The following is an 18,311-nucleotide window of genomic DNA, read 5'->3' on the forward strand; positions in this document are numbered from 1 at the left end:
TCCCCGTGGAGCGGCGCTTTGTTGAAAGTATAGACCTGAATCTCTGCCGGCGTGGGCCGGCCGTGGAAAAAGCGTGCCTGGGCCCAGTCTACGCGCGAAAGCGGGGCTGTCAGCTTGCCATATGTTGCGGTTTTGTATGCGATGTATAGTTACTCTTGAGGGGAGTAAGCATTTGTAAGAGTCGAAAAAAAGCGTGTGCGGCGGCCCTATAGTAGACTCGCATTCTCGACCCAAAGTGGTTTTGCCTGCGTCTGCGGACGCAGGCTTTTTTTTATCCGGAGCCCCCATGACATCGCTGACCTTTTTCCCCGCCGTGCGCCGCCTCAGCCTGGCTTTCCTGCTGGGCACCACCGCCTTGACCGTTTCGGCCGTGCCGATTGCCGAGATGCGCCTGGAAGACTTGCTGCCGATGGCCCCCGATTTCAGGATGGAATTGAAACTCAATGCGAATCAAACCACCTTGTGGCAGCAGGTGGAAGGAAAAACCCGTCAACTCTTGCGCGAACGCAAGGTGCGCCGTGAACGCTTGCAAGCGGCTGTGACGCAGGGCTTGCAAACGCCCCGGCTGGAGTTGCGCGACATGCTCGCGGGCCTGGACACGGAAAGCACGCAGAGCCTGGCCGAAGAAAAGCAGCTGCGCGAATGGTGGCTCAGCGTCAACGATGCCCTGGACGAACAGCAGCGCCAGGCGGTGGCCCAGTTCATCGCCGGCCAGATGGCGCGCGTGATGGATGCCGCCGCGCCCCGCAGTGAATCGCGCGGCGCGCCCGCTGGCGAACGCAGCGCGCGCAAGGGCGGCAAGGGAGGCATGGGCGGCGCGGGCGTGAGCATGGGTAGCGGCGGCGCCGGCATGACGTTGCCCGGCAACTGAGGGGCAAGGATGGTCAAAGGCCATGCTCGCGTGCTACATTCCTGCAGCGCCTGGCGCGGCGGGCTATCCGCCCGCAGCTATCTGCCCGGTCTTTTTTGATATGCCCCATAAGGACAATCCGTGAATCGCTATCTCTTGAGCAGTCTGACCCTGACCCTGTTGGCTGCGTTTGCCCATGCCGCCGAACCCGCATCCGCCGTGGCCGCCCCGACCGTGGCGCCCAGTGTCGCACCTTCCGCGCCTGCCGCCGCTGGCGTCGTTTCCGGTATCGACGTGCAGTACATCGACCCCGCCGTGCGCGTGCAGGACGATTTCTTTACCCATTTGAACGGCAAGTGGCTGGCGACGGCCGAGATCCCTGCCGACAAGTCGAGCTGGGGTTCATTCGCCAAGCTGCGCGATGACACGACGCCACAGTTGCGCGGCATCATCGAAGCCACGCAACAGGACAAAAACAAGAAGGCCGGTTCCGAAGCGCAGAAAATCGGCGACCTGTACGCCAGCTACATGGATGAAGCCAAGCTCGATGCGCTGGGCACGAAGCCGCTGGCCGGCGAACTGAACCGCATCCGCTCGCTGCGCGACAAGAAGGGCGTGCCGGCCCTGATCGCCCACCTGAGCCAGACGGGCGTGTCGACTCCCTACGCCGTCTACGTGGGCCAGGATGCGCGTGCCTCGACGAAATATGCGGCATATGTAAGCCAAAGCGGCCTGGGCATGCCCGACCGCGATTACTACCTGGAAGCCAAGCAGGCTGGCGTCAAGGAAAAATACCAGGCGCACGTGGAAAAAATGCTGGCCATGGCCGGCGACAAGAACGCCGCCGCGCGCGCCAAGGCGGTCGTTGCGCTGGAAACGGCCCTGGCCGAAGTGCAATGGACCAAGGTTGAGAACCGCGACCCCGTCAAACGCTACAACAAGACCGACATCAATAAACTGAACGACCTGACCCCGGGCTACGACCTGAAGTCGGGCCTGGCCGCCCTGGGCATCGCCAACAAGGTCGATTACGTCATCGTCAACCAGCCAAGCTACCTGGCCGGCTACAACAAGGTGCTGGCATCAAGCGACCTGGACACCGTGAAAGCGTATTTCGAATGGCAGTTGCTGCGCAGCTATGCCAGCTACCTGTCGAAAAACTTCGTCGATGAAAGCTTTGCCTTCTATGGCACGGTACTCAGTGGCGTGAAGGAAAACCAGCCGCGCTGGAAGCGTGGCGTGGGCGCGGTCGAAGGCGTGCTGGGCGAAGCCGTCGGCAAGCTGTATGTCGCGCAATATTTCCCGGCGGAGCGCAAGGCGCACATGCAGGAACTGGTGAAAAACGTGCTGGCCGCCTACAAGGACAGCATCGATACCCTGGACTGGATGAGCCCGGAGACCAAGAAAGAAGCGCAAGCCAAGCTGGCCAAGTTCACGCCGAAGATCGCGTATCCGAACAAATGGCGCGATTACACGAAGCTGCAAATCGTTCAGGGCGACCTGGTGGGCAACATCATGCGCGCGGCCAATTTCGCTTCGGCGCGCCAGGTGGCCAAGCTGGGCAAACCGATCGACCGCGAAGAGTGGGGCATGACGCCGCAGACGGTGAACGCCTATTACAGCTCGACGATGAATGAGATCGTTTTCCCCGCGTCCATCCTGCAGCCGCCGTTCTTCGACGCCAACGCGGACGATGCCGTCAACTATGGCGCCATCGGCGCCGTCATCGGCCATGAAATCAGCCACGGCTTCGACGACAAGGGCAGCCAGTCCGATGGCGACGGCAACCTGCGCGACTGGTGGACCCCGGCCGACCGCAAGAACTTCGCCGCCAAGGCCGATGCGCTGACCAAGCAATATGACGGCTACAGCCCATTGCCGGGCTACAACGTCAACGGCGCGCTGACCCTGGGCGAGAACATCGCCGACAACTCGGGCGTGGCGATCGCCTATAAAGCCTACAAGATCTCGTTGAAAGGCAAGCCGGCGCCCGTGCTGGACGGCTTGACGGGCGACCAGCGCTTCTACATGGGCTTTGGCCAAGTGTGGCGCAGCAAGATGCGCGAAGCGCAGCAGATCGTGCAAATCAAGACCGACCCGCATTCGCCGGGCCAGTACCGCGCGAATGGCACCATGGTCAACCAGCCAGGTTTTTATGAAGCGTTTGGCGTGAAACCGGGCGACAAGATGTATGTGGCGCCGGAAAACCGCGTCATCATCTGGTAAACGTCATTTAGCCGGGTAGGTCGGATTAGCGCGCAAGCGCGTAATCCGACGATACAGCCTGTGCCAACAATGTTGTCGGCTTACGCCCTCCGGGCTAAGCCGACCTACGTCATGTAAACGTTATCTTGTCACAACAAAAAAGACCACCTCGCGTGGTCTTTTTTACATTCTGGCCAAAGTTCTTTCTGTCATTTCGGCCGGTATGCTACAGTCAAAAACCGGGCCAGAAGCCCTGGGCCTTCTGACCCTTATATTCCACACAATATAATATAGAGGACAACCGTGAATCGTTATTTGTTAAGTGCATTGACCCTGAGTTTGCTGGCCGGCGTGTCCGGCATGGCTGGCGCCGCTGATTCTGCCAAGAAAGCCGCTGCTGCTCCCGCCACGGCCGTCGCCGGCGCCGCGCTGACGTCCGGCATCGCCGTCGAATACGTCGACCCTGCCGTGCGCGCGCAGGACGACCTGTTCCAGCACCTGAATGGCAAATGGCTGGCGGAAACCGTGATTCCTGCCGACAAGTCGAGCTGGGGCAGCTTTGCCAAGCTGGCTGACGATACGCAAACGCAGCTGCGTGGCATCGTCGAAGGCGCCAGTGCCGACAAGGCCCGCGCGGCCGGCTCGAATGCCCAGAAAATCGGTGATTTTTATAACAGCTTCATGGATGAATCCAAGCTGGAAAGCCTGGGCCTGACACCGTTGAACGCGGAGCTGGCGAAGATCGCCGCGCTGCAGGACAAGGCGGAGTTGCCGGCCGTCATCGCCCACTTCAGCAAGCTGGGCGTGACCTCGCCGTACGATTTCGGTATCCACCAGGACGCCAAGGATTCCACCAAATACGTGGCCGACATCGTGCAAAGCGGCCTGGGCTTGCCTGACCGCGATTACTACCTGGAAGCGGGCAAGGCCGATACGCGCGCCAAATACCTGGCCCACGTGGAAAAAATGCTCAGCTTGTCCGGCGATGCGAATGCTGCCGCCAACGCCAAGGCTATCCTCGCGCTGGAAACGGATCTGGCCAAGGCGCAATGGAGCAATGTGCAGAACCGCGACCCCGTCAAGACCTACAACAAGGTGGAGCTGGCGAAACTGGCCGCCATGGCGCCAGGCTACGACTGGGCCCGCTATCTGAAGGACACGGGCATCGCCGGCAAGGTCAATTACGTGATCGTCAGCCAGCCCAGCTACCTGAAGGGCTTTGCCGAGATCGCCAACAAGACGCCGCTGGCGACGTGGAAAGCGTACTTCCAGTGGCACTTGCTGCACGCCAACGCCGGCTACCTGCCGAAAGCGTATGTCGATGAAAACTTTGCCTTCTATGGCACCACCCTGACGGGCGTGACGGAAATGCGTCCGCGCTGGAAGCGTGGCGTGGGCGCCGTCGAAGGCGCGCTGGGCGAAGCCGTAGGCCAGTTGTACGTGGAGCAATATTTCCCGGCCGAGCGCAAGGTGCGCATGGAAGCGCTGGTAAAAAACCTGATGACGGCTTACCAGCAAAGCATCGACAAGCTCGACTGGATGAGCCCCGTCACCAAGAAACAGGCGCAAATTAAACTGGCCAAGTTCACCACCAAGATCGGCTATCCGAACAAATGGCGCGATTACTCGGGCCTGACGGTGGCGCCGGACGATTTGATCGGCAACATCCAGCGTTCGCACCTGCTCAACTACAACCGCGAATTGAACAAGCTGGGCCAGCCTATCGACCGCGACGAGTGGGGCATGACGCCGCAAACCGTGAACGCCTATTACAACCCGGAACTGAACGAGATCGTCTTCCCGGCCGCCATCTTGCAAGCGCCGTTCTTCGACGCCAAGGCGGACGACGCCGTCAACTATGGCGCCATCGGCGGCGTGATCGGCCATGAAATCAGCCACGGCTTCGATGACCAGGGCGCCCAGTACGACGGCGACGGCAACCTGCGCGACTGGTGGACCAAGGCCGACCATAAAAACTTCGCCAAGAAAACCAAGCAGCTGGTGGCGCAGTACAACAGCTTCAGCCCCATCCCTGGCCACTTCGTCAACGGCGAACTGACCCTGGGCGAGAACATTGCCGACAATTCCGGCGTGGCGATTGCCTATAAGGCGTACAAATTGTCGCTGAATGGCAAGCAAGCCCCCGTCATCGACGGTTTCACGGGCGAACAGCGTTTCTATGCGGGCTTTGCCCAGGTCTGGCGCATGAAGATGCGTGAAGCGCAGCAACTGGTCTTGCTGAAAACGGACCCGCACTCGCCGGGCCAGTTCCGCGCCAACGGCACCATGCGCAACCAGCCCGGCTTCTACCAGGCCTTCGACGTGAAACCGGGCGACAAGATGTATCTGCCACCGAAAGACCGCGTCATCATGTGGTAAGCCATTTTTTCGGCTGGACAGAAATACGCTAGCAATGCCGCCCGGTTCGCGCCGGGCGGCATTTTTTTTGCTTGCGTGCCAGCCGTACACAGCGAAGTGTTGCGTGCGTCGCCGGTGATTTTCCTTGCTCGTTGACAACGAAGTTTGAAGCGCCTATATCTGGATGAAAACAAGAATAAACCTGTGTAGCGCCCCATGTGTCATCAAAAAGGAAACATTGTGAGAGACATATTTCGTACCAGCCAAGCCCGTTTTATCACCCTGTTCAGTCTTGTTTTTGTGGTGCTGCTGGTCATGACCCTGGCCGTCATCCATTTTTTCGTCACGCCGGATTTGAAACGCACCGAGGGCATGGTGGTCGGTTTTGACGTCAGCAAAATTTCCACCAGGATTACCGAGCAGTTGCGACAGGTGGAGGCGCAGCAGCGCAGCATCACCCAGACGGTGGCGCTGATGGACAGCGCGGCGATCGACGTCCTGCTGCCGGGACTGGTCGACCAGTATTCCGACCCGAATGTGTTTGGCGGCGGCATCTGGCCGCTGCCGAAAAAGCGCGATCCCGAGCGCGACAAGTTCAGCACCTTTTTCGCCCGCGACGCCTCCAACAAACTGGTCGTCAACACCCACTGGAACTCGCCGGAGTCGTTGAAGTACTTCGAGCAGAGCTGGTATCTGGGCGGGCTCAAGTCTGCCAAGGGCCATTGCGACTGGGCCAAGGCTTACAAGGACGATGCCAGTGCGCAGCCGCGCACCAACTGCGCCATGCCGATCTACAAGGACAACGAGTTGTACGGCGTATCGACCATCGATGTCACGCTGGGCTTTTTCAACCGCCTGGTGGCCGACATGGAGAAAACGATCCACGGCCAGATCCTGATCGTCGAACGCGACGGCAAGATCATCAGCAACAGTACGTATATCAAGGACGAGATCGTACTCAAGAAAGTCGAGGATCTGGCGTCCAGTTCGCCGATGGTGGCGGAAATCGGCCGCCTGTTGCCCAAGCTCGATGCGCAGGGCGTGGCCGAATCGGAGTATCGCAGCGACGGCACGCCTCACACGCTGTTTCTGAAGGCGATACCGGGCAGTCCGTGGGTGCTGGCGACCGGTTTGCCGACCAGCCAGCTGACCGAGCAAAGCGACCGCATCTTGAGCAAGCTGGGCATGGTGCAGATCCCCATCGCCCTGCTGCTGCTGGCCATGTTCATCGGCAGCATCCGCCTGTTCATGGGACGCCTGGGCGTACTCAAGAGCAATATCGATGCGCTGTCGGCCGGCGACGCCGACCTGACGCGGCGCCTGCCGGGCGGCGGCGGCAGCGAGTTCAACGATGTGGCCGGCAGCTTCAACGCCTTCATCGAGCGGCTGCAGCAGATGATGCGCGAAATCGGCACCAGCACGGCGTCGATCGCGCTCGCTTCGCGAGAAATCGCCAGCGGCAACCAGGATCTGTCGGCCCGCACCGAAAGCCAGGCCAGCGCGCTCGAGCAGACCGCCGCGTCGATGGAGGAGTTGACCGGCACCGTCAGGCAGAACGTCAGCAGCGGCCAGGAGGCCAACCGGCTGGCGCTGGACGCCTCGAAGGTGGCGGCGCGGGGCGGCGCGGTGGTGACGCAGGTGGTCGAGACGATGGGCGCGATCGAACACTCGTCGAAGAAAATCGCCGACATTATCAGCGTCATCGACGGGATCGCGTTCCAGACCAACATCCTGGCGTTGAACGCGGCCGTCGAGGCGGCCCGGGCCGGCGAACAGGGCCGCGGCTTTGCCGTGGTGGCGTCCGAGGTACGCAACCTGGCGCACCGCTCGGCCACGGCGGCCAAGGAGATCGGCGCGCTGATCGTTGAATCGGTGCACAACGTCAACGCCGGTACCAAGCTGGTCGACCAGGCTGGCGCCACCATGCACGAGATCGTCGCCGGCACCGACAAGGTTGCCAACATCATCGGCGAGATCCTGCTGGCCAGCCAGGAGCAGGAAACGGGCATCGGCCAGGTCAACCAGGCCATCGTTCAGCTCGACGACACCACCCAGCAAAATGCCGCGCTGGTGGAGCAGGCGGCAGCGGCAGCCCATTCGATGCAGGAGCAGACGGCCAAGCTCGAACAGATCATCGGCGCATTCAAGCTGTAGCGCGCCGCGCACGGACATGAAAAAGCCGCCCGGTTCAAGTTGAACCGGGCGGCTTTTTCACATCCGCGGCAGCCTTTGGGGGCCGCTGCAACGCGCCGCTTGACGCGGCAGCGTGATTATTTCGTGGCTTCTTGCGCTGGTGCGCCAGCGCCGTCAGCGGCTGCGGCCGGTGCCGGCACTTCCGGTTCCTTGAACTTGCCGCCCGAAGCGTTGGCAATGTAGACGACGGCGCGCGCCACTTCTACATCGTCGAGGTCAGGATTGCCGCCCTTGGCCGGCATCGCGCGCAAGCCTTCGATGGCGTGTTTCAGGACCGTATCGTAGCCCTGGGCCAGACGGGCCGACCAGCCGCCCGCATCGCCAAACTTCGGTGCTCCGGCCACGCCGGCGCCATGGCAAGCCACGCAGGTCGCCGTGTAGACGGCTTCGCCGCTTTGCAGCACTTTCGGACCGCTGGCATCCTTGAAGGTAAAGCCGGCGTTGGCGACGGGGCTCAGGCGCTCGGCAATGGCTTCCGGCGCCTGGCTGTCTGTCCCTGCGCCCGTCAGTTTTTGCGCCGTGACGAACTGCACCAGCAGGATGATGCCGATGACGGTGACGAGGAAGAAGCCAGCTACGGCGGCAAGCAATTGTTTAGGCGTTTTGATCGCTGATTGTTGTTCGTTATGTGCGTCGCTCATGATGTCCTTAGTCCAGATTTGAAACTGATGGCCGTGTAAGGTAGCATTTTTACATGCTTGTATGTAAACCTTTATGAATCCCACAATTATAGGCACAAAAATTGAGCAGCGACATGCAATTGCCAGCGATACGACAGTTTCCGTAGACGTAGGTAAAGAAAAACGGTATCCTTCGCATCACTTCAGAAATTCCCCCTACGCGGCTGTAGCTCAGTGGATAGAGTATTGGCCTCCGAAGCCAAGGGTCGTGGGTTCGATCCCCGCCAGCCGCACCAATAAAATCAATGACTTAGCGCATCAGTATCAGCATGAATTTTTTGCTGGATTACGCCTGGGTTACGATGCATTATTTCCGCCTCCTTTTTGCCATGGCCAGTGGCGCCAATTCCGTATGGCCTGAATCTTGGATATCCGTGACGATTCACATCACAGGCAGGACGTTTGTGCGCTCGTCAACTTTGGAGTCTCACTATGATCGGGGTAAGTACGCTGAGCGCTCCCGGCCGGTACTGTCCGAATCCTGCGCCTTTGCGGCCGTCCCAGCAGTCACAGCCCCGTTCACATGAAGATGGTCGGAGAAATCGGACAGCAAGGAAGCGAGCGAGATGAAAGGCCAATGAAGATCAAAAGACCTTCATTGGCCGCCGCCTTGCCGCTGTCGAAAAAAGAGAGGTCAGCAAGGCGGCGGCCGCGCAAAGCCAGTGCCACGTCAAGCACTATTTCATTGATTTACCAGCAATTGCGCGGGCTTGCTCCTTAACTTTGGTGGATTGATGCGGACCCTGTACGCTCTGGTTGTCGTATCCGACTACAAAACGTGACAATGTGTGAGTATTTCTTCTATGGAATATGATACCTTGGATAACTAATTGAGCACGGGCAAAGTTAGATTTCAGGATTAATCCAGTTTCGTGCGGAGGAGCGTTAGAAGGCGATGTCGTTCACTGTTTGAAAGGTGATACCACGCCTGAATAACCTCAGCTAATTCATCCTCTTCGCATTAGAAAAATGGTGTGGGCACATTAAGTACCGTTGCTAATCGAGCTGCGGATTCCACTGGTGGCGCATGCACTCCCGTCTCGTATCTGCTGATCCGCGCGCTCGCTGTGGTTTCGTTCAAGCCGATTGCTGTGCCTAACCTATCCTGCGGGATGCCGGCGAGAAGTCTTGCTTCGCGTAGGCGCAGTCCAAAAAGAGAAGAGGGAGGTTTAGAGCGGGGAGGCATACTTCGATATTCGTAGAATTCCATGTGGCAACATTTCAATGTATTCGTGGGACCAGGTCTCGAAAATTGCTTTTTATCTAAACGGAAATTTTGATGTAAATCCGCTTTTGAAATCTCTTCTCGTCGAAATTGCTATATAGGAAACATTGAACATGGTACTTACATCTGCACAACTCGTTGCTTATCTTTCCCATATTGATCGCCCACGCCATGATGAAGTGTTAGCTTTGGTTAAGAGAGCAATGTTGCTTCCTAAGCTGGTTCGGCCGTTGGCAGCCACAATCTTGGCTTATGTATTGTTGGCGTACCTTGCAGGTATGGGGAGCAAGGCATTTCAGATTGCCGGGGTTGTCGGCGCTGTGATGTTGGTCGTCACATTCTTTGATAATACGGTGATGCTCAAGGCGGAGAGAAAAAGTTCGCGTATTGCCATGGTGTTCGCGGTTGTTGGTTTGTTTTGCGGCCTCGTCATCACGCTGCTTCTCAAAAAGGAGCCGCTGATCGTTCTTGCTGCCGGCGCCGGTGGTTTTTGTGTGACCTGGATAGTTGTCATGGTTGGAATTGCAGTCCTATCGCTCGTGATTCGTCTGCTTTCTTTGCTTTTGCATGCGTTTTCATCCCCTATTGCAGCCCCGGTCTTGGCCATACTCGCAAAAATCAATAATCGCGTATTACGTACGAAATACAAGGGTTGGACGACATCGCGTGGTACGCCCATCATAGAGTTCGGCAGTGACGGCGTGACGCAGATTCAACATGACAACGAGGCGATCTTTGTGCCTTCCCCGCGTTTCCGTTGTGGAGGTGCAGCAGTGGCCGCCGGAATCCCCCTATTTACCATCCATGAGTTGGGGAATGGCCCTCTTGTCGATCAGCGTATCCGCGCAGCTCACCAAGCATTGAAGGCTGATACAGACGAAGGACAAAACCATATCGAGAATTCCACTTTTATGGAGTACAACCCTTCAAATGGACTCCCTTTGGTGGCCGGGATCGGTAGCGTAGATGTGATGGGTAATGCTTTTGGTACTGACAACTATCAGTCCTATTACAACACGGACATGGGGCACGACAGTTTTAATACTCACTGATTGCTATAGCTGAGTAATCTCCCGGACTTGAGCAAAAATTTAATCATTCAGTATTTAGGAAGACATATGGGCAAGGAAGTATTTTTGAAGACTATGATGGCCGCTTTGGTTCTCTCCGTTACGAATGCGGCTGTCGCTGCGGATATTCGTGACCAGTTCAATGTGCAAACCTCAAAAGCTGAGCTAGTGGTGCCAAATGCGCGCGCTCAAGATGTGGCGGCGCAAGTCAAGGATGCCTTGTCACAGTTCGCTATTCCAACCTCATATAACGTGCATAGCCTTCCGGCGGCGTTGCCTGCTCGCCCGCTGGAGCCGGCGCTCCAGGATTTCCTGGTCCAGGGGCAGCCTGTCAGTGAGTATCAGTGCCGCAACGGCTACGCAGAAGTCACCAAGACCCCGCCACCGATCAAAAATCCATTCATGTTTGCCGCTGAACGCGTGCAAGCGTGTCTGTACCCGTTCCAGGGTGGCGTGAAGATTTACCTGATCTTTGCTTCCGTCAAGAAGACCGAATCGCTGACATCCGGATTATTCAATGGCATTACCAGCGCTATCCGAGGCAAGGACGAAGACTACAACGCCAAGCGCTTGAAAGAAGAGATTGCGGCCATACGCAAGAATCTGCCTCAGTTGCTGATTGAGAAAATCGATGTTCCTGGCGCTACGCTTGAGGAACCGGATAAGGATGCAGTTGCCAAGTTGATGCCGGCCAGGAGCGAGATAGCTACCCAGCCGTCTTTGGCAGCATCGCTCGTTGGTTCGCCATCGGTATCTGGGACGGGCGGCGTGGCATCACAGGGCAATAGTAAAGTGGAAGCGCGCAAAAACCTTGCAGGAATGGGCTTGACGTATCACTCGACCGAACAGTTTTTCGCAGCAATTCGCCGTGACGATGAAGTGGCCGTTCAGCTCTTCCTGGCTGCTGGTTCCATGAAAATACTCACCAAAGACGCCAATGGCAAGACTCCGGAGCAAGCGGCGCTGGAATCGAGTGCATCGGCCGCTTGGGAAGCGATCAAGCAGTTTGCAGCTGCTAACCCTCAGGCAGCGGCCAAGGAACCGAACAATCCAGCAGCAGACCCTGCACAAGCGCTTGCCGCAGCCCGGGAGTCTTTGTCACCGGAGGTGCTGGCGGGGATTGAGAGAATGATTAAAGAGCAGCGTCTGAGTGGAGCTGAGGCGGAAGCCTTCCGCACCAAGGCGACGCTCCAGTATGCGATTCAATTCAAAGGCATACCTAAGTCGATGATGCAGTAGCAGAACGGGGTGCGGCTTTCTGGAAGCGCACAAGCGCATGAGGCTCTGTGTAGGACGACGCAGGCGAAGCGATGGCGGTGCGTCTTCATGTACATTCAATATAAGGCAGAAACATGTTCGATTTTCTGAATGCTGTCTATTTGGCAGCCATTCTGTTTTCCAGCATCACCATGTATCCAGTAGGCGAAACCGCCGTGCCGAGTCAACTGAATGGTGCTGTAGAGCTGCGATTCGTGCGTGAATGGTGGCGTGATGATGGTGATGGCAAGTGCTCGTACGCTGGTATGGTGGTTCCTTTTGACCGTACCTGGCCGGAAGAAGTAGACCGTGGTGGCGAGCGAGTAATTCTGCCCCCTGAACCTGGGAAAATCGCAGGTTACGTTGCGATAATCAACCGCAAGACGTGCAAAGGTAAAGAGGCTGAAGTCATTTTGAGGGCCGGTATGCTTCGTACCCGGACACTGCTTTTCGGTAGCCGCGGTCCGCAGGTGGACAAGCATACTTTTTTCCCAGCCGGAGATATGCTCGAGACCCCTGCAGACAAAGTGCAACCCTGGTTCCCACAAGTTGTGAAACGCCTGGAGCACCTCAGTGGTCAAGATGATGCGGCTAAGGCATTCCTTGCTACAAGCGCGTCAGAACTGGCCACAGTTCTGCCTGGTCGTAACGGCAAGCCGCAAGCTACGGTTCAAGTACAAGAAAGTACCGACACAGTTACGAGCGATAATCAGCTGTTGAATTGAATCTTGCTGCCAAGGGAGTCGTGCAGGCTCCAAACGGTTTGCGTCCAGTTGAAAAATAGCAAGGCGCTCGTTCAAAATCCGGGCGTCGAGTTCACGGATTTGGCGCGGATATCCGCTGTCTGGCCGATGCGTTAATGCTGCATGCAGACGCTTACCGATAGTCTTGGCGCCGGGGACGGTAACGACAAACCATACCTTATCGACCATGGGTGCTGAATGCTCAAAGACACGTCTCAAAAACCAGACAGGTTTCTGCATGTCTCGTGCTCCTTGCCAACCGTTCTCTACCTCGACCCAAATCGGACCTGAGGCGCCATGTAATAGCAAGCCGGGAATCTTTTGAAAACTGGTTGGTGGCGCCGATCGAGTAATTACCGTCGTTTTCCCTGAGCATGTCTGCCACCAGGAAGGGCACGACTTCCGTCACGCCCCGGCGTTTTCCTCCGTATTCGTCCATTCCGCCACTTTCTTTCCCCTGACGCCCCTGCCGTTGTCTGTTTACAACCTCCAAAGTCCTCCAGCCACCGATATCAAAATTGATATCGAAACAGTGGAAAAATTGATTGGAGAGATTATCGTCCAGCCCCTAAGATAAACGCCGAGCATGCGCACGACATGCAAGCGGTACAACAATATCAATACAATATCTGGAGATTCATGATGCGCCACGCCACCGGCCCGCTCGCGGCCACTTCCCCTCGTCCATTCATTTTGAAGGCAGCCGTTGCGGCATTGGCCGGTATCGGCCTGCTGAGCACGGCTTCGGTCTGGGCGCAGGAGGCGGTGGTGGCGGACGCCAGTGCCGAGCCTGCGGCGGAAGTGTCGGTGGTGACCGTCAGCGGCGTGCGCCGCTCGGCGCAAAATTCGCAGCAGATCAAGATGCGCTCGGACCAAGTCATCGATTCCATCGTGGCTGACGACATTGGCAAATTCCCTGACAACAACGTGGCCGAGACCCTGGCGCGCATTTCCGGCATCCAGATCCGCCGCGATTCGGGCGAAGCGAGCGCCGTCATGATCCGTGGCTTGCGCGATGTCACGACCCTGCTCAACGGCCGCGAACTGTTCACCACCACGGGCCGCTACGTCAACCTGGCCGACATTCCCGCCACCATGCTGCAGCGCGTCGACGTCTATAAATCGCAGGGCGCGGACCAGGTCGAAGGCGGCGTGGCCGGCATCATCGACGTGCGCACGAATCGCCCCTTCGACTTCAAGGAGTTTACCGCCAGCGTGAATACGCGCGCCGTCTACAGCGACAAATCCAAGGCCACCGACCCGAACATCAGCGGCATGCTGTCGAATCGCTGGAAGACGGGCATCGGCGAAGTGGGCGCGCTGCTGGGCTTGTCGCAGCAGCAGCACCGCTACCATGAAGAACGCGCGTTCAGTACGGCGCCCGTGGACAAAAGTTTCCTGTCGCCGGGCTTGACGGGGCCGGACCAGGTGGGCCTGTTGCCGATCAAGGGCGACCGCCGCCGCAGCACCGCCAATGCCGTGCTGCAATGGCGTCCGAACGCCGACGTTGAACTGTACGCCGAAGGCATGGCCACGCGTTTTCTGCTCGATGCCGAATCCGATTACTTCGTCGGCTTGCCATGGTGGGGCACGCCCGTGTCGGCCACGAAGATTCCCGGCACTAACCAGCTGCAAACGCTCACTTCCACCAACGTCAACACCATCATGTCGACGCAGGCGAACAAGAACCAGACGAAGACGCACCAGTTTGCCGTCGGTGGCTTGTGGGATATCAATCCGGAATGGCGTTTCACGTCGGAAGTGGCCAGCACCAAAAGCAGCTATGCCTGGCGCAACCCGATTCTCGATGCCATTACCGTCGTGCCGAACGCCAGCATCAATACCAACCGGAACGGCACTTTGCACGTCGACTACACGGGCATCGATGTGCAAGATCCGTCGAATTACTATCTGAAGGGCTTTTTCGACCGCTACGGCCGGGACCAGGGTAGCTCGAACGATGTGCGCGCGGACCTGGCCTACACGCCGAGTGCGGGCGGCTTCTTCAAGGAAATCAGCGTCGGTGTGCGCGGCGTCAAACGCGAAGCCGAATCGATCAAGAGCTTCGAGGGCAATGCGGAAGCACCGGACGTGTCCGGCGCAGCGTTTCCGTTCAATCGCCAGAGCGTGACCTCGATTCCCGGCCTCAATTGCCTGTCGGAACCGATGTCCAGCGGCGGCCCCGACTATGGCTTGAAGCAGTGGTACACGCCGTGCGCCAGCTTCCTGCTCAATAACACGGGCACGATCCGCCAAGCCGTCACGGGCAGCAGCGCGGCGCGCGCCATGGACCCTGGCTCCTTCTTCAAGGATACGGAAAAGACGTATTCCATCTATACCAAGGCGAAGATCGCCTTCAAGCTGGGCGCCTACCCCGTCGACGGCACTCTGGGCGTGCGCGTCGTGCGCACCGAGCAAAGCCTGCAAGGCAATAGTTCGCAAGATGGCGTCTACACGCCCGTCATCAGCGACACGGCCAGCACCGACGTGCTGCCCAGCGTGGCCCTGAAAATCAAGCTGCGCGCCGACCTGGTGGGCCGCTTCGCCGCGGGCCGCACCATCAGCCGCCCCGGCTTTGCACAGCTGAACCCGGGCGTGGCCCTGGTCAACTCGACGGAAACGGTGAAGGCGACGGGCGCGGGTGGCAATCCGAACTTGAAACCGGTGACGGGCGACAATGTCGACGCGGCGCTGGAATGGTATTTCGCGCCGGCCGGTTCCGTGACGGCAACCGTGTTCCACCACAAGTTCGACGGCTATATCCAGCAACGCATTGCCAGCGAAACCATCGCCGGCAAGACCTATGATGTGGACCGCCCGTACAACACGGCCGCCGGCAAGCTGCAAGGCCTGGAAATTGGCTACCAGCAATTTTATGACGGCTTGCCGGGCCTGTTGAGCGGCCTGGGCTTGCAAGCGAACGGCACCTATATGAGCGGCAAGACCAACGACGAGACGGGCAGCCATGCCATCACGGGCGTGTCGCGCTATGCCTACAACCTGGTGCTGTTGTACGAAAAAGATGCGTGGTCGGGCCGCCTGGCCTACAACTGGCGCTCGAAATTCATCGACAGCTACAACCAGGGCGGCCCCGGCCTGGACTTGAAAGTGGCGCCGACGGCCCAGCTTGACGGATCGCTGTCATACAAGATCAACGAGCAGTTCACCGTGACCCTGGACGGGAATAACTTGCTCGATACCAAATTCAAGGATTACTGGAACGAGGCAGGCGTGTATCCGCGCGATACGCGCCGTTATGACCGGACGGTAGGCTTATCCCTGCGCTGGAAAATGTAAGTTAGTCGCACAGTAAACATCAAGGGCGTTGCCAAGGTTTCGGCCGGCAGCGCCCCTTGCGTTGCAGTTAGGCAGTAAGACTCGACTCATCATCAAAAGAATGGACGGAAAGCATGGAGACGCAAAAATTATCCACCGTTGAAAAGGTCGGCTTCGGCGCGGGCGACATGGCGCTCAATGTCGTCATCTCGTCGATGATGCTGATCATCACCTTTTTCTATACCGATATCTATGGCTTGAAAACCACGGACCTGGCCCTGCTGTTCGTGGCCGTCAAAGTGGTGGGCGCCATCGCCGACCTCGTCATGGGGCAGATTACCGACCGCTACAGCTTTGCCTCGGGCCGCTACCGCCCGTACCTGCTGTGGCTGGCCGTGCCCTTCGGCGTCAGCGTGTTTTTTGTGTTCACCACGCCGGAATGGGGCTATGACGCCAAGCTGATCTGGGCATATTCCACGTATATCCTGATGACCATCATGACGGCCGGCGTGGGCATTCCCTATATCTCGCTGATCAGCGGCCTGACCAGCGACCCGCATGAGCGCCTGTCGGCCAATGGCTACCGCCTGTTCTTCGCCAAGATCGGCGCCTTCATGGTGACCATCGTCGTGCCGATTCTGTCGCAGCGCTGGGGCGGCGGCAACCCGGCCGTCGGCTACCAGGCGGCCATGGCCGTGATGGCGGTGATGGGCGTGGCCCTGTTCCTGTTCTGCTATTTCACCACCACCGAGCGCGTCGTGCACGTGGTGGAAAAACAATCGTTGCTGGAGCAATTGAAGGTGCTGCTGCAGAATGACCAGTGGCTGGTGCTGTGCGGCGTGTGCGTCACGGGCACGGTCGGCTACGTGGTGCGCGGCTCCGTCGCCATTTATTATGCGAAATACTATCTGGGTGGCAGCACGGAAACGGTGGCCGCCTTCCTGACCACGGGCGTGGTGGCGGCCATCCTGGCGATGATCGCCTCGACCTGGATCACCAAGTTTTATTGCAAGGTCAAGCTGTTCCGCTACTCGCAAATCGGCGTCGCGCTGATCAGCCTGGCGATCTACTTTTTTGTAACGCCGAGCGACACCGTGCTGGCCTTCGCCCTGTATTTCCTGCTGTCCTTTGTGGTGGATTTGCACGCGCCCGTGTTCTGGTCGGCCATCGCCGAAACCATCGATTATGGTCAAGTCAAGACGGGCAAGCGCGTCTCCGGCTTCGCCTTTGGCGGCATCTCCGTGTGCCAGAAGGCCGGCATGGCCGTGGCGGGCTTTTTGGTCGGCATGCTGCTGTCCTATTTCGACTACCAGCCCAACCATGAACAAACGCAATTCGCCCTGAACGGCATCGCCCTGATGCTGTCGATCATCCCCGGCTTCTTCCACCTGCTGATGGGCTTGCTGATGTTCAAGTACCGCATCAGCGATGACTATTATCGTGGCGTAAAAGTGGAAATGCACAAGCGCGGTTTTGTCGCCGCGTAAGAATAACTGAATGGAGCAAGCAATATGGCTGACATCTTGAAACCGCTGATCGAACAACGCGCCGACCCGCATATCTACCGCCACAGCGACGGTTACTATTACTTTACGGCTTCCGTGCCCCAGTACGACCGCATCGAGCTGCGCCGCGCCGACAGCATCGCCGGCCTGGCCGGCGCACCAGCGGTCGACGTGTGGCACAAGCCGGACACGGGCCCGTACAGCGAGCTGGTGTGGGCGCCCGAGCTGCACTTCAACCAGGGCGCCTGGTATGTGTATTTTGCCGCCGCACCGAGCCGCGAAATCAAAGATAAATTGTTCCAGCACCGCATGTATGCGATCCGCAATGCCAACGCCAATCCACTGGAAGGCGAGTGGGAATTCATGGGATCGATCGACACGGGCATCGACACCTTCTGCCTGGACGCCACCACTTTTACGCACGACGGCGTGCTGTATTACCTGTGGGCGCAGAAAGATGTGGCCATCGAGGGCAATTCGAACCTGTATATCGCGCCGATGGCCACGCCGTGGCAGCTGGCCGGTCCGCCCGTGATGCTGAGCAAACCGGAATTCGACTGGGAAATCCGCGGCTTCTGGGTCAACGAGGGGCCGTCCGTGCTGAAACGCAACGGCAAGATTTTCATCAGTTACTCGGCCAGCGCCACCGATGAAAACTACGCCATGGGCTTGCTCTGGGCCGACGAGTCCGCCGACTTGCTCGATCCGGCGGCGTGGACGAAGTCGCCCGAGCCCGTGTTTGCCACCTGCTACGAGCACGGCATCTACGGCCCCGGCCACAACAGCTTTACCACGGCCGGCGACGGCGTATTGCTGGTGTACCATGCCCGCACCTACACGGAAATCGTTGGCGACCCCCTGTGGAACCCGGACCGCCACACGTTTGTCAAACCGCTGCGCTGGGATGCGCAAGGCATGCCCGTGTTTGGCCGTTCATCGACCCTGTAAC

General features: G+C 58.5%; 12 protein-coding genes and 1 tRNA gene. 11 read left to right on the forward strand and 2 right to left on the reverse strand.

The annotated features are described in order from the left end of the window. Positions 1 to 286: 286 nt before the first annotated feature. From C8C92_RS02290 to C8C92_RS02305, 4 genes are all read left to right on the forward strand, one after another. Positions 287 to 871: a hypothetical protein gene (locus C8C92_RS02290; RefSeq protein ID WP_099761076.1), complete on the forward strand. Its 585-nt coding sequence runs from the start codon at positions 287 to 289 to the stop codon at positions 869 to 871. Positions 872 to 991: 120 nt separating this feature from the next. Then, a complete protein-coding gene (locus C8C92_RS02295) occupies positions 992 to 3,076 on the forward strand; it encodes a M13-type metalloendopeptidase (protein ID WP_116742920.1) in 2,085 nt (694 codons plus the stop codon). Positions 3,077 to 3,358: 282 nt separating this feature from the next. Next, the gene (locus C8C92_RS02300) at positions 3,359 to 5,434 is read left to right on the forward strand and encodes a M13-type metalloendopeptidase (protein WP_116742921.1); all 2,076 of its coding nucleotides are present in this window, start codon (positions 3,359 to 3,361) and stop codon (positions 5,432 to 5,434) included. Between the two features lie 219 nt (positions 5,435 to 5,653). Then, positions 5,654 to 7,567 (forward strand): methyl-accepting chemotaxis protein, encoded by a 1,914-nt coding sequence (locus C8C92_RS02305; protein ID WP_279340910.1) that lies wholly within the window; start codon positions 5,654 to 5,656, stop codon positions 7,565 to 7,567. A gap of 116 nt (positions 7,568 to 7,683) precedes the next feature. On the opposite strand, the gene C8C92_RS02310 is transcribed toward C8C92_RS02305, so the two are convergent. After that, a complete protein-coding gene (locus C8C92_RS02310; RefSeq protein ID WP_116742922.1) occupies positions 7,684 to 8,247 on the reverse strand; it encodes a c-type cytochrome in 564 nt (187 codons plus the stop codon). Positions 8,248 to 8,446: 199 nt separating this feature from the next. Here C8C92_RS02310 and C8C92_RS02315 point away from each other — a divergent pair. Continuing rightward, positions 8,447 to 8,522, forward strand: a tRNA-Arg gene (locus C8C92_RS02315). A gap of 725 nt (positions 8,523 to 9,247) precedes the next feature. Here the strand turns inward: C8C92_RS02315 and C8C92_RS02320 are convergent. Further along, positions 9,248 to 9,496 carry a helix-turn-helix transcriptional regulator gene (locus C8C92_RS02320; RefSeq protein WP_347708456.1) on the reverse strand — a complete coding sequence of 83 codons (249 nt, stop codon included), beginning with the start codon at positions 9,494 to 9,496 and terminating at the stop codon, positions 9,248 to 9,250. A gap of 128 nt (positions 9,497 to 9,624) precedes the next feature. Here C8C92_RS02320 and C8C92_RS02325 point away from each other — a divergent pair, with 128 nt between their 5' ends. The 6 genes from C8C92_RS02325 (at position 9,625) to C8C92_RS02355 (ending at position 18,310) form a co-directional block, all read left to right on the forward strand. Further along, entirely contained in the window at positions 9,625 to 10,563 is a 939-nt protein-coding gene (locus C8C92_RS02325; protein ID WP_133250685.1) for a hypothetical protein, read from the forward strand. 66 nt (positions 10,564 to 10,629) lie between these two features. Continuing rightward, on the forward strand, positions 10,630 to 11,820 hold the full coding sequence (locus tag C8C92_RS02330; RefSeq protein ID WP_116742924.1) for a hypothetical protein: 1,191 nt from the start codon (positions 10,630 to 10,632) through the stop codon (positions 11,818 to 11,820). A gap of 113 nt (positions 11,821 to 11,933) precedes the next feature. Beyond that, the gene (locus C8C92_RS27120) at positions 11,934 to 12,563 is read left to right on the forward strand and encodes a hypothetical protein (protein WP_133250686.1); all 630 of its coding nucleotides are present in this window, start codon (positions 11,934 to 11,936) and stop codon (positions 12,561 to 12,563) included. 657 nt (positions 12,564 to 13,220) lie between these two features. Then, the gene (locus C8C92_RS02345; RefSeq protein WP_116742927.1) at positions 13,221 to 15,878 is read left to right on the forward strand and encodes a TonB-dependent receptor; all 2,658 of its coding nucleotides are present in this window, start codon (positions 13,221 to 13,223) and stop codon (positions 15,876 to 15,878) included. Between the two features lie 113 nt (positions 15,879 to 15,991). After that, a complete protein-coding gene (locus C8C92_RS02350) occupies positions 15,992 to 17,344 on the forward strand; it encodes an MFS transporter (protein ID WP_099761071.1) in 1,353 nt (450 codons plus the stop codon). 24 nt (positions 17,345 to 17,368) lie between these two features. Then, on the forward strand, positions 17,369 to 18,310 hold the full coding sequence (locus C8C92_RS02355) for a glycoside hydrolase family 43 protein (RefSeq protein WP_116742928.1): 942 nt from the start codon (positions 17,369 to 17,371) through the stop codon (positions 18,308 to 18,310). Position 18,311: the final 1 nt, after the last annotated feature.

The sequence above is a fragment of the Janthinobacterium sp. 78 genome, assembly GCF_003096775.1.
Classification (GTDB): Bacteria; Pseudomonadota; Gammaproteobacteria; order Burkholderiales; family Burkholderiaceae_D; genus Janthinobacterium; species Janthinobacterium tructae.

What these genes read in the sequence shown, in the direction of transcription:
- C8C92_RS02290 (WP_099761076.1), top strand. Translation starts at nt 287, where the DNA reads ATGACATCGCTGACCTTTTTCCCCGCCGTGCGCCGCCTCAGCCTGGCT.
- C8C92_RS02310 (WP_116742922.1), bottom strand. Translation starts at nt 8,247, where the DNA reads ATGAGCGACGCACATAACGAACAACAATCAGCGATCAAAACGCCTAAA.
- C8C92_RS02320 (WP_347708456.1), bottom strand. Translation starts at nt 9,496, where the DNA reads ATGGAATTCTACGAATATCGAAGTATGCCTCCCCGCTCTAAACCTCCC.
- C8C92_RS02325 (WP_133250685.1), top strand. Translation starts at nt 9,625, where the DNA reads ATGGTACTTACATCTGCACAACTCGTTGCTTATCTTTCCCATATTGAT.
- C8C92_RS02330 (WP_116742924.1), top strand. Translation starts at nt 10,630, where the DNA reads ATGGGCAAGGAAGTATTTTTGAAGACTATGATGGCCGCTTTGGTTCTC.
- C8C92_RS27120 (WP_133250686.1), top strand. Translation starts at nt 11,934, where the DNA reads ATGTTCGATTTTCTGAATGCTGTCTATTTGGCAGCCATTCTGTTTTCC.
- C8C92_RS02345 (WP_116742927.1), top strand. Translation starts at nt 13,221, where the DNA reads ATGATGCGCCACGCCACCGGCCCGCTCGCGGCCACTTCCCCTCGTCCA.
- C8C92_RS02350 (WP_099761071.1), top strand. Translation starts at nt 15,992, where the DNA reads ATGGAGACGCAAAAATTATCCACCGTTGAAAAGGTCGGCTTCGGCGCG.
- C8C92_RS02355 (WP_116742928.1), top strand. Translation starts at nt 17,369, where the DNA reads ATGGCTGACATCTTGAAACCGCTGATCGAACAACGCGCCGACCCGCAT.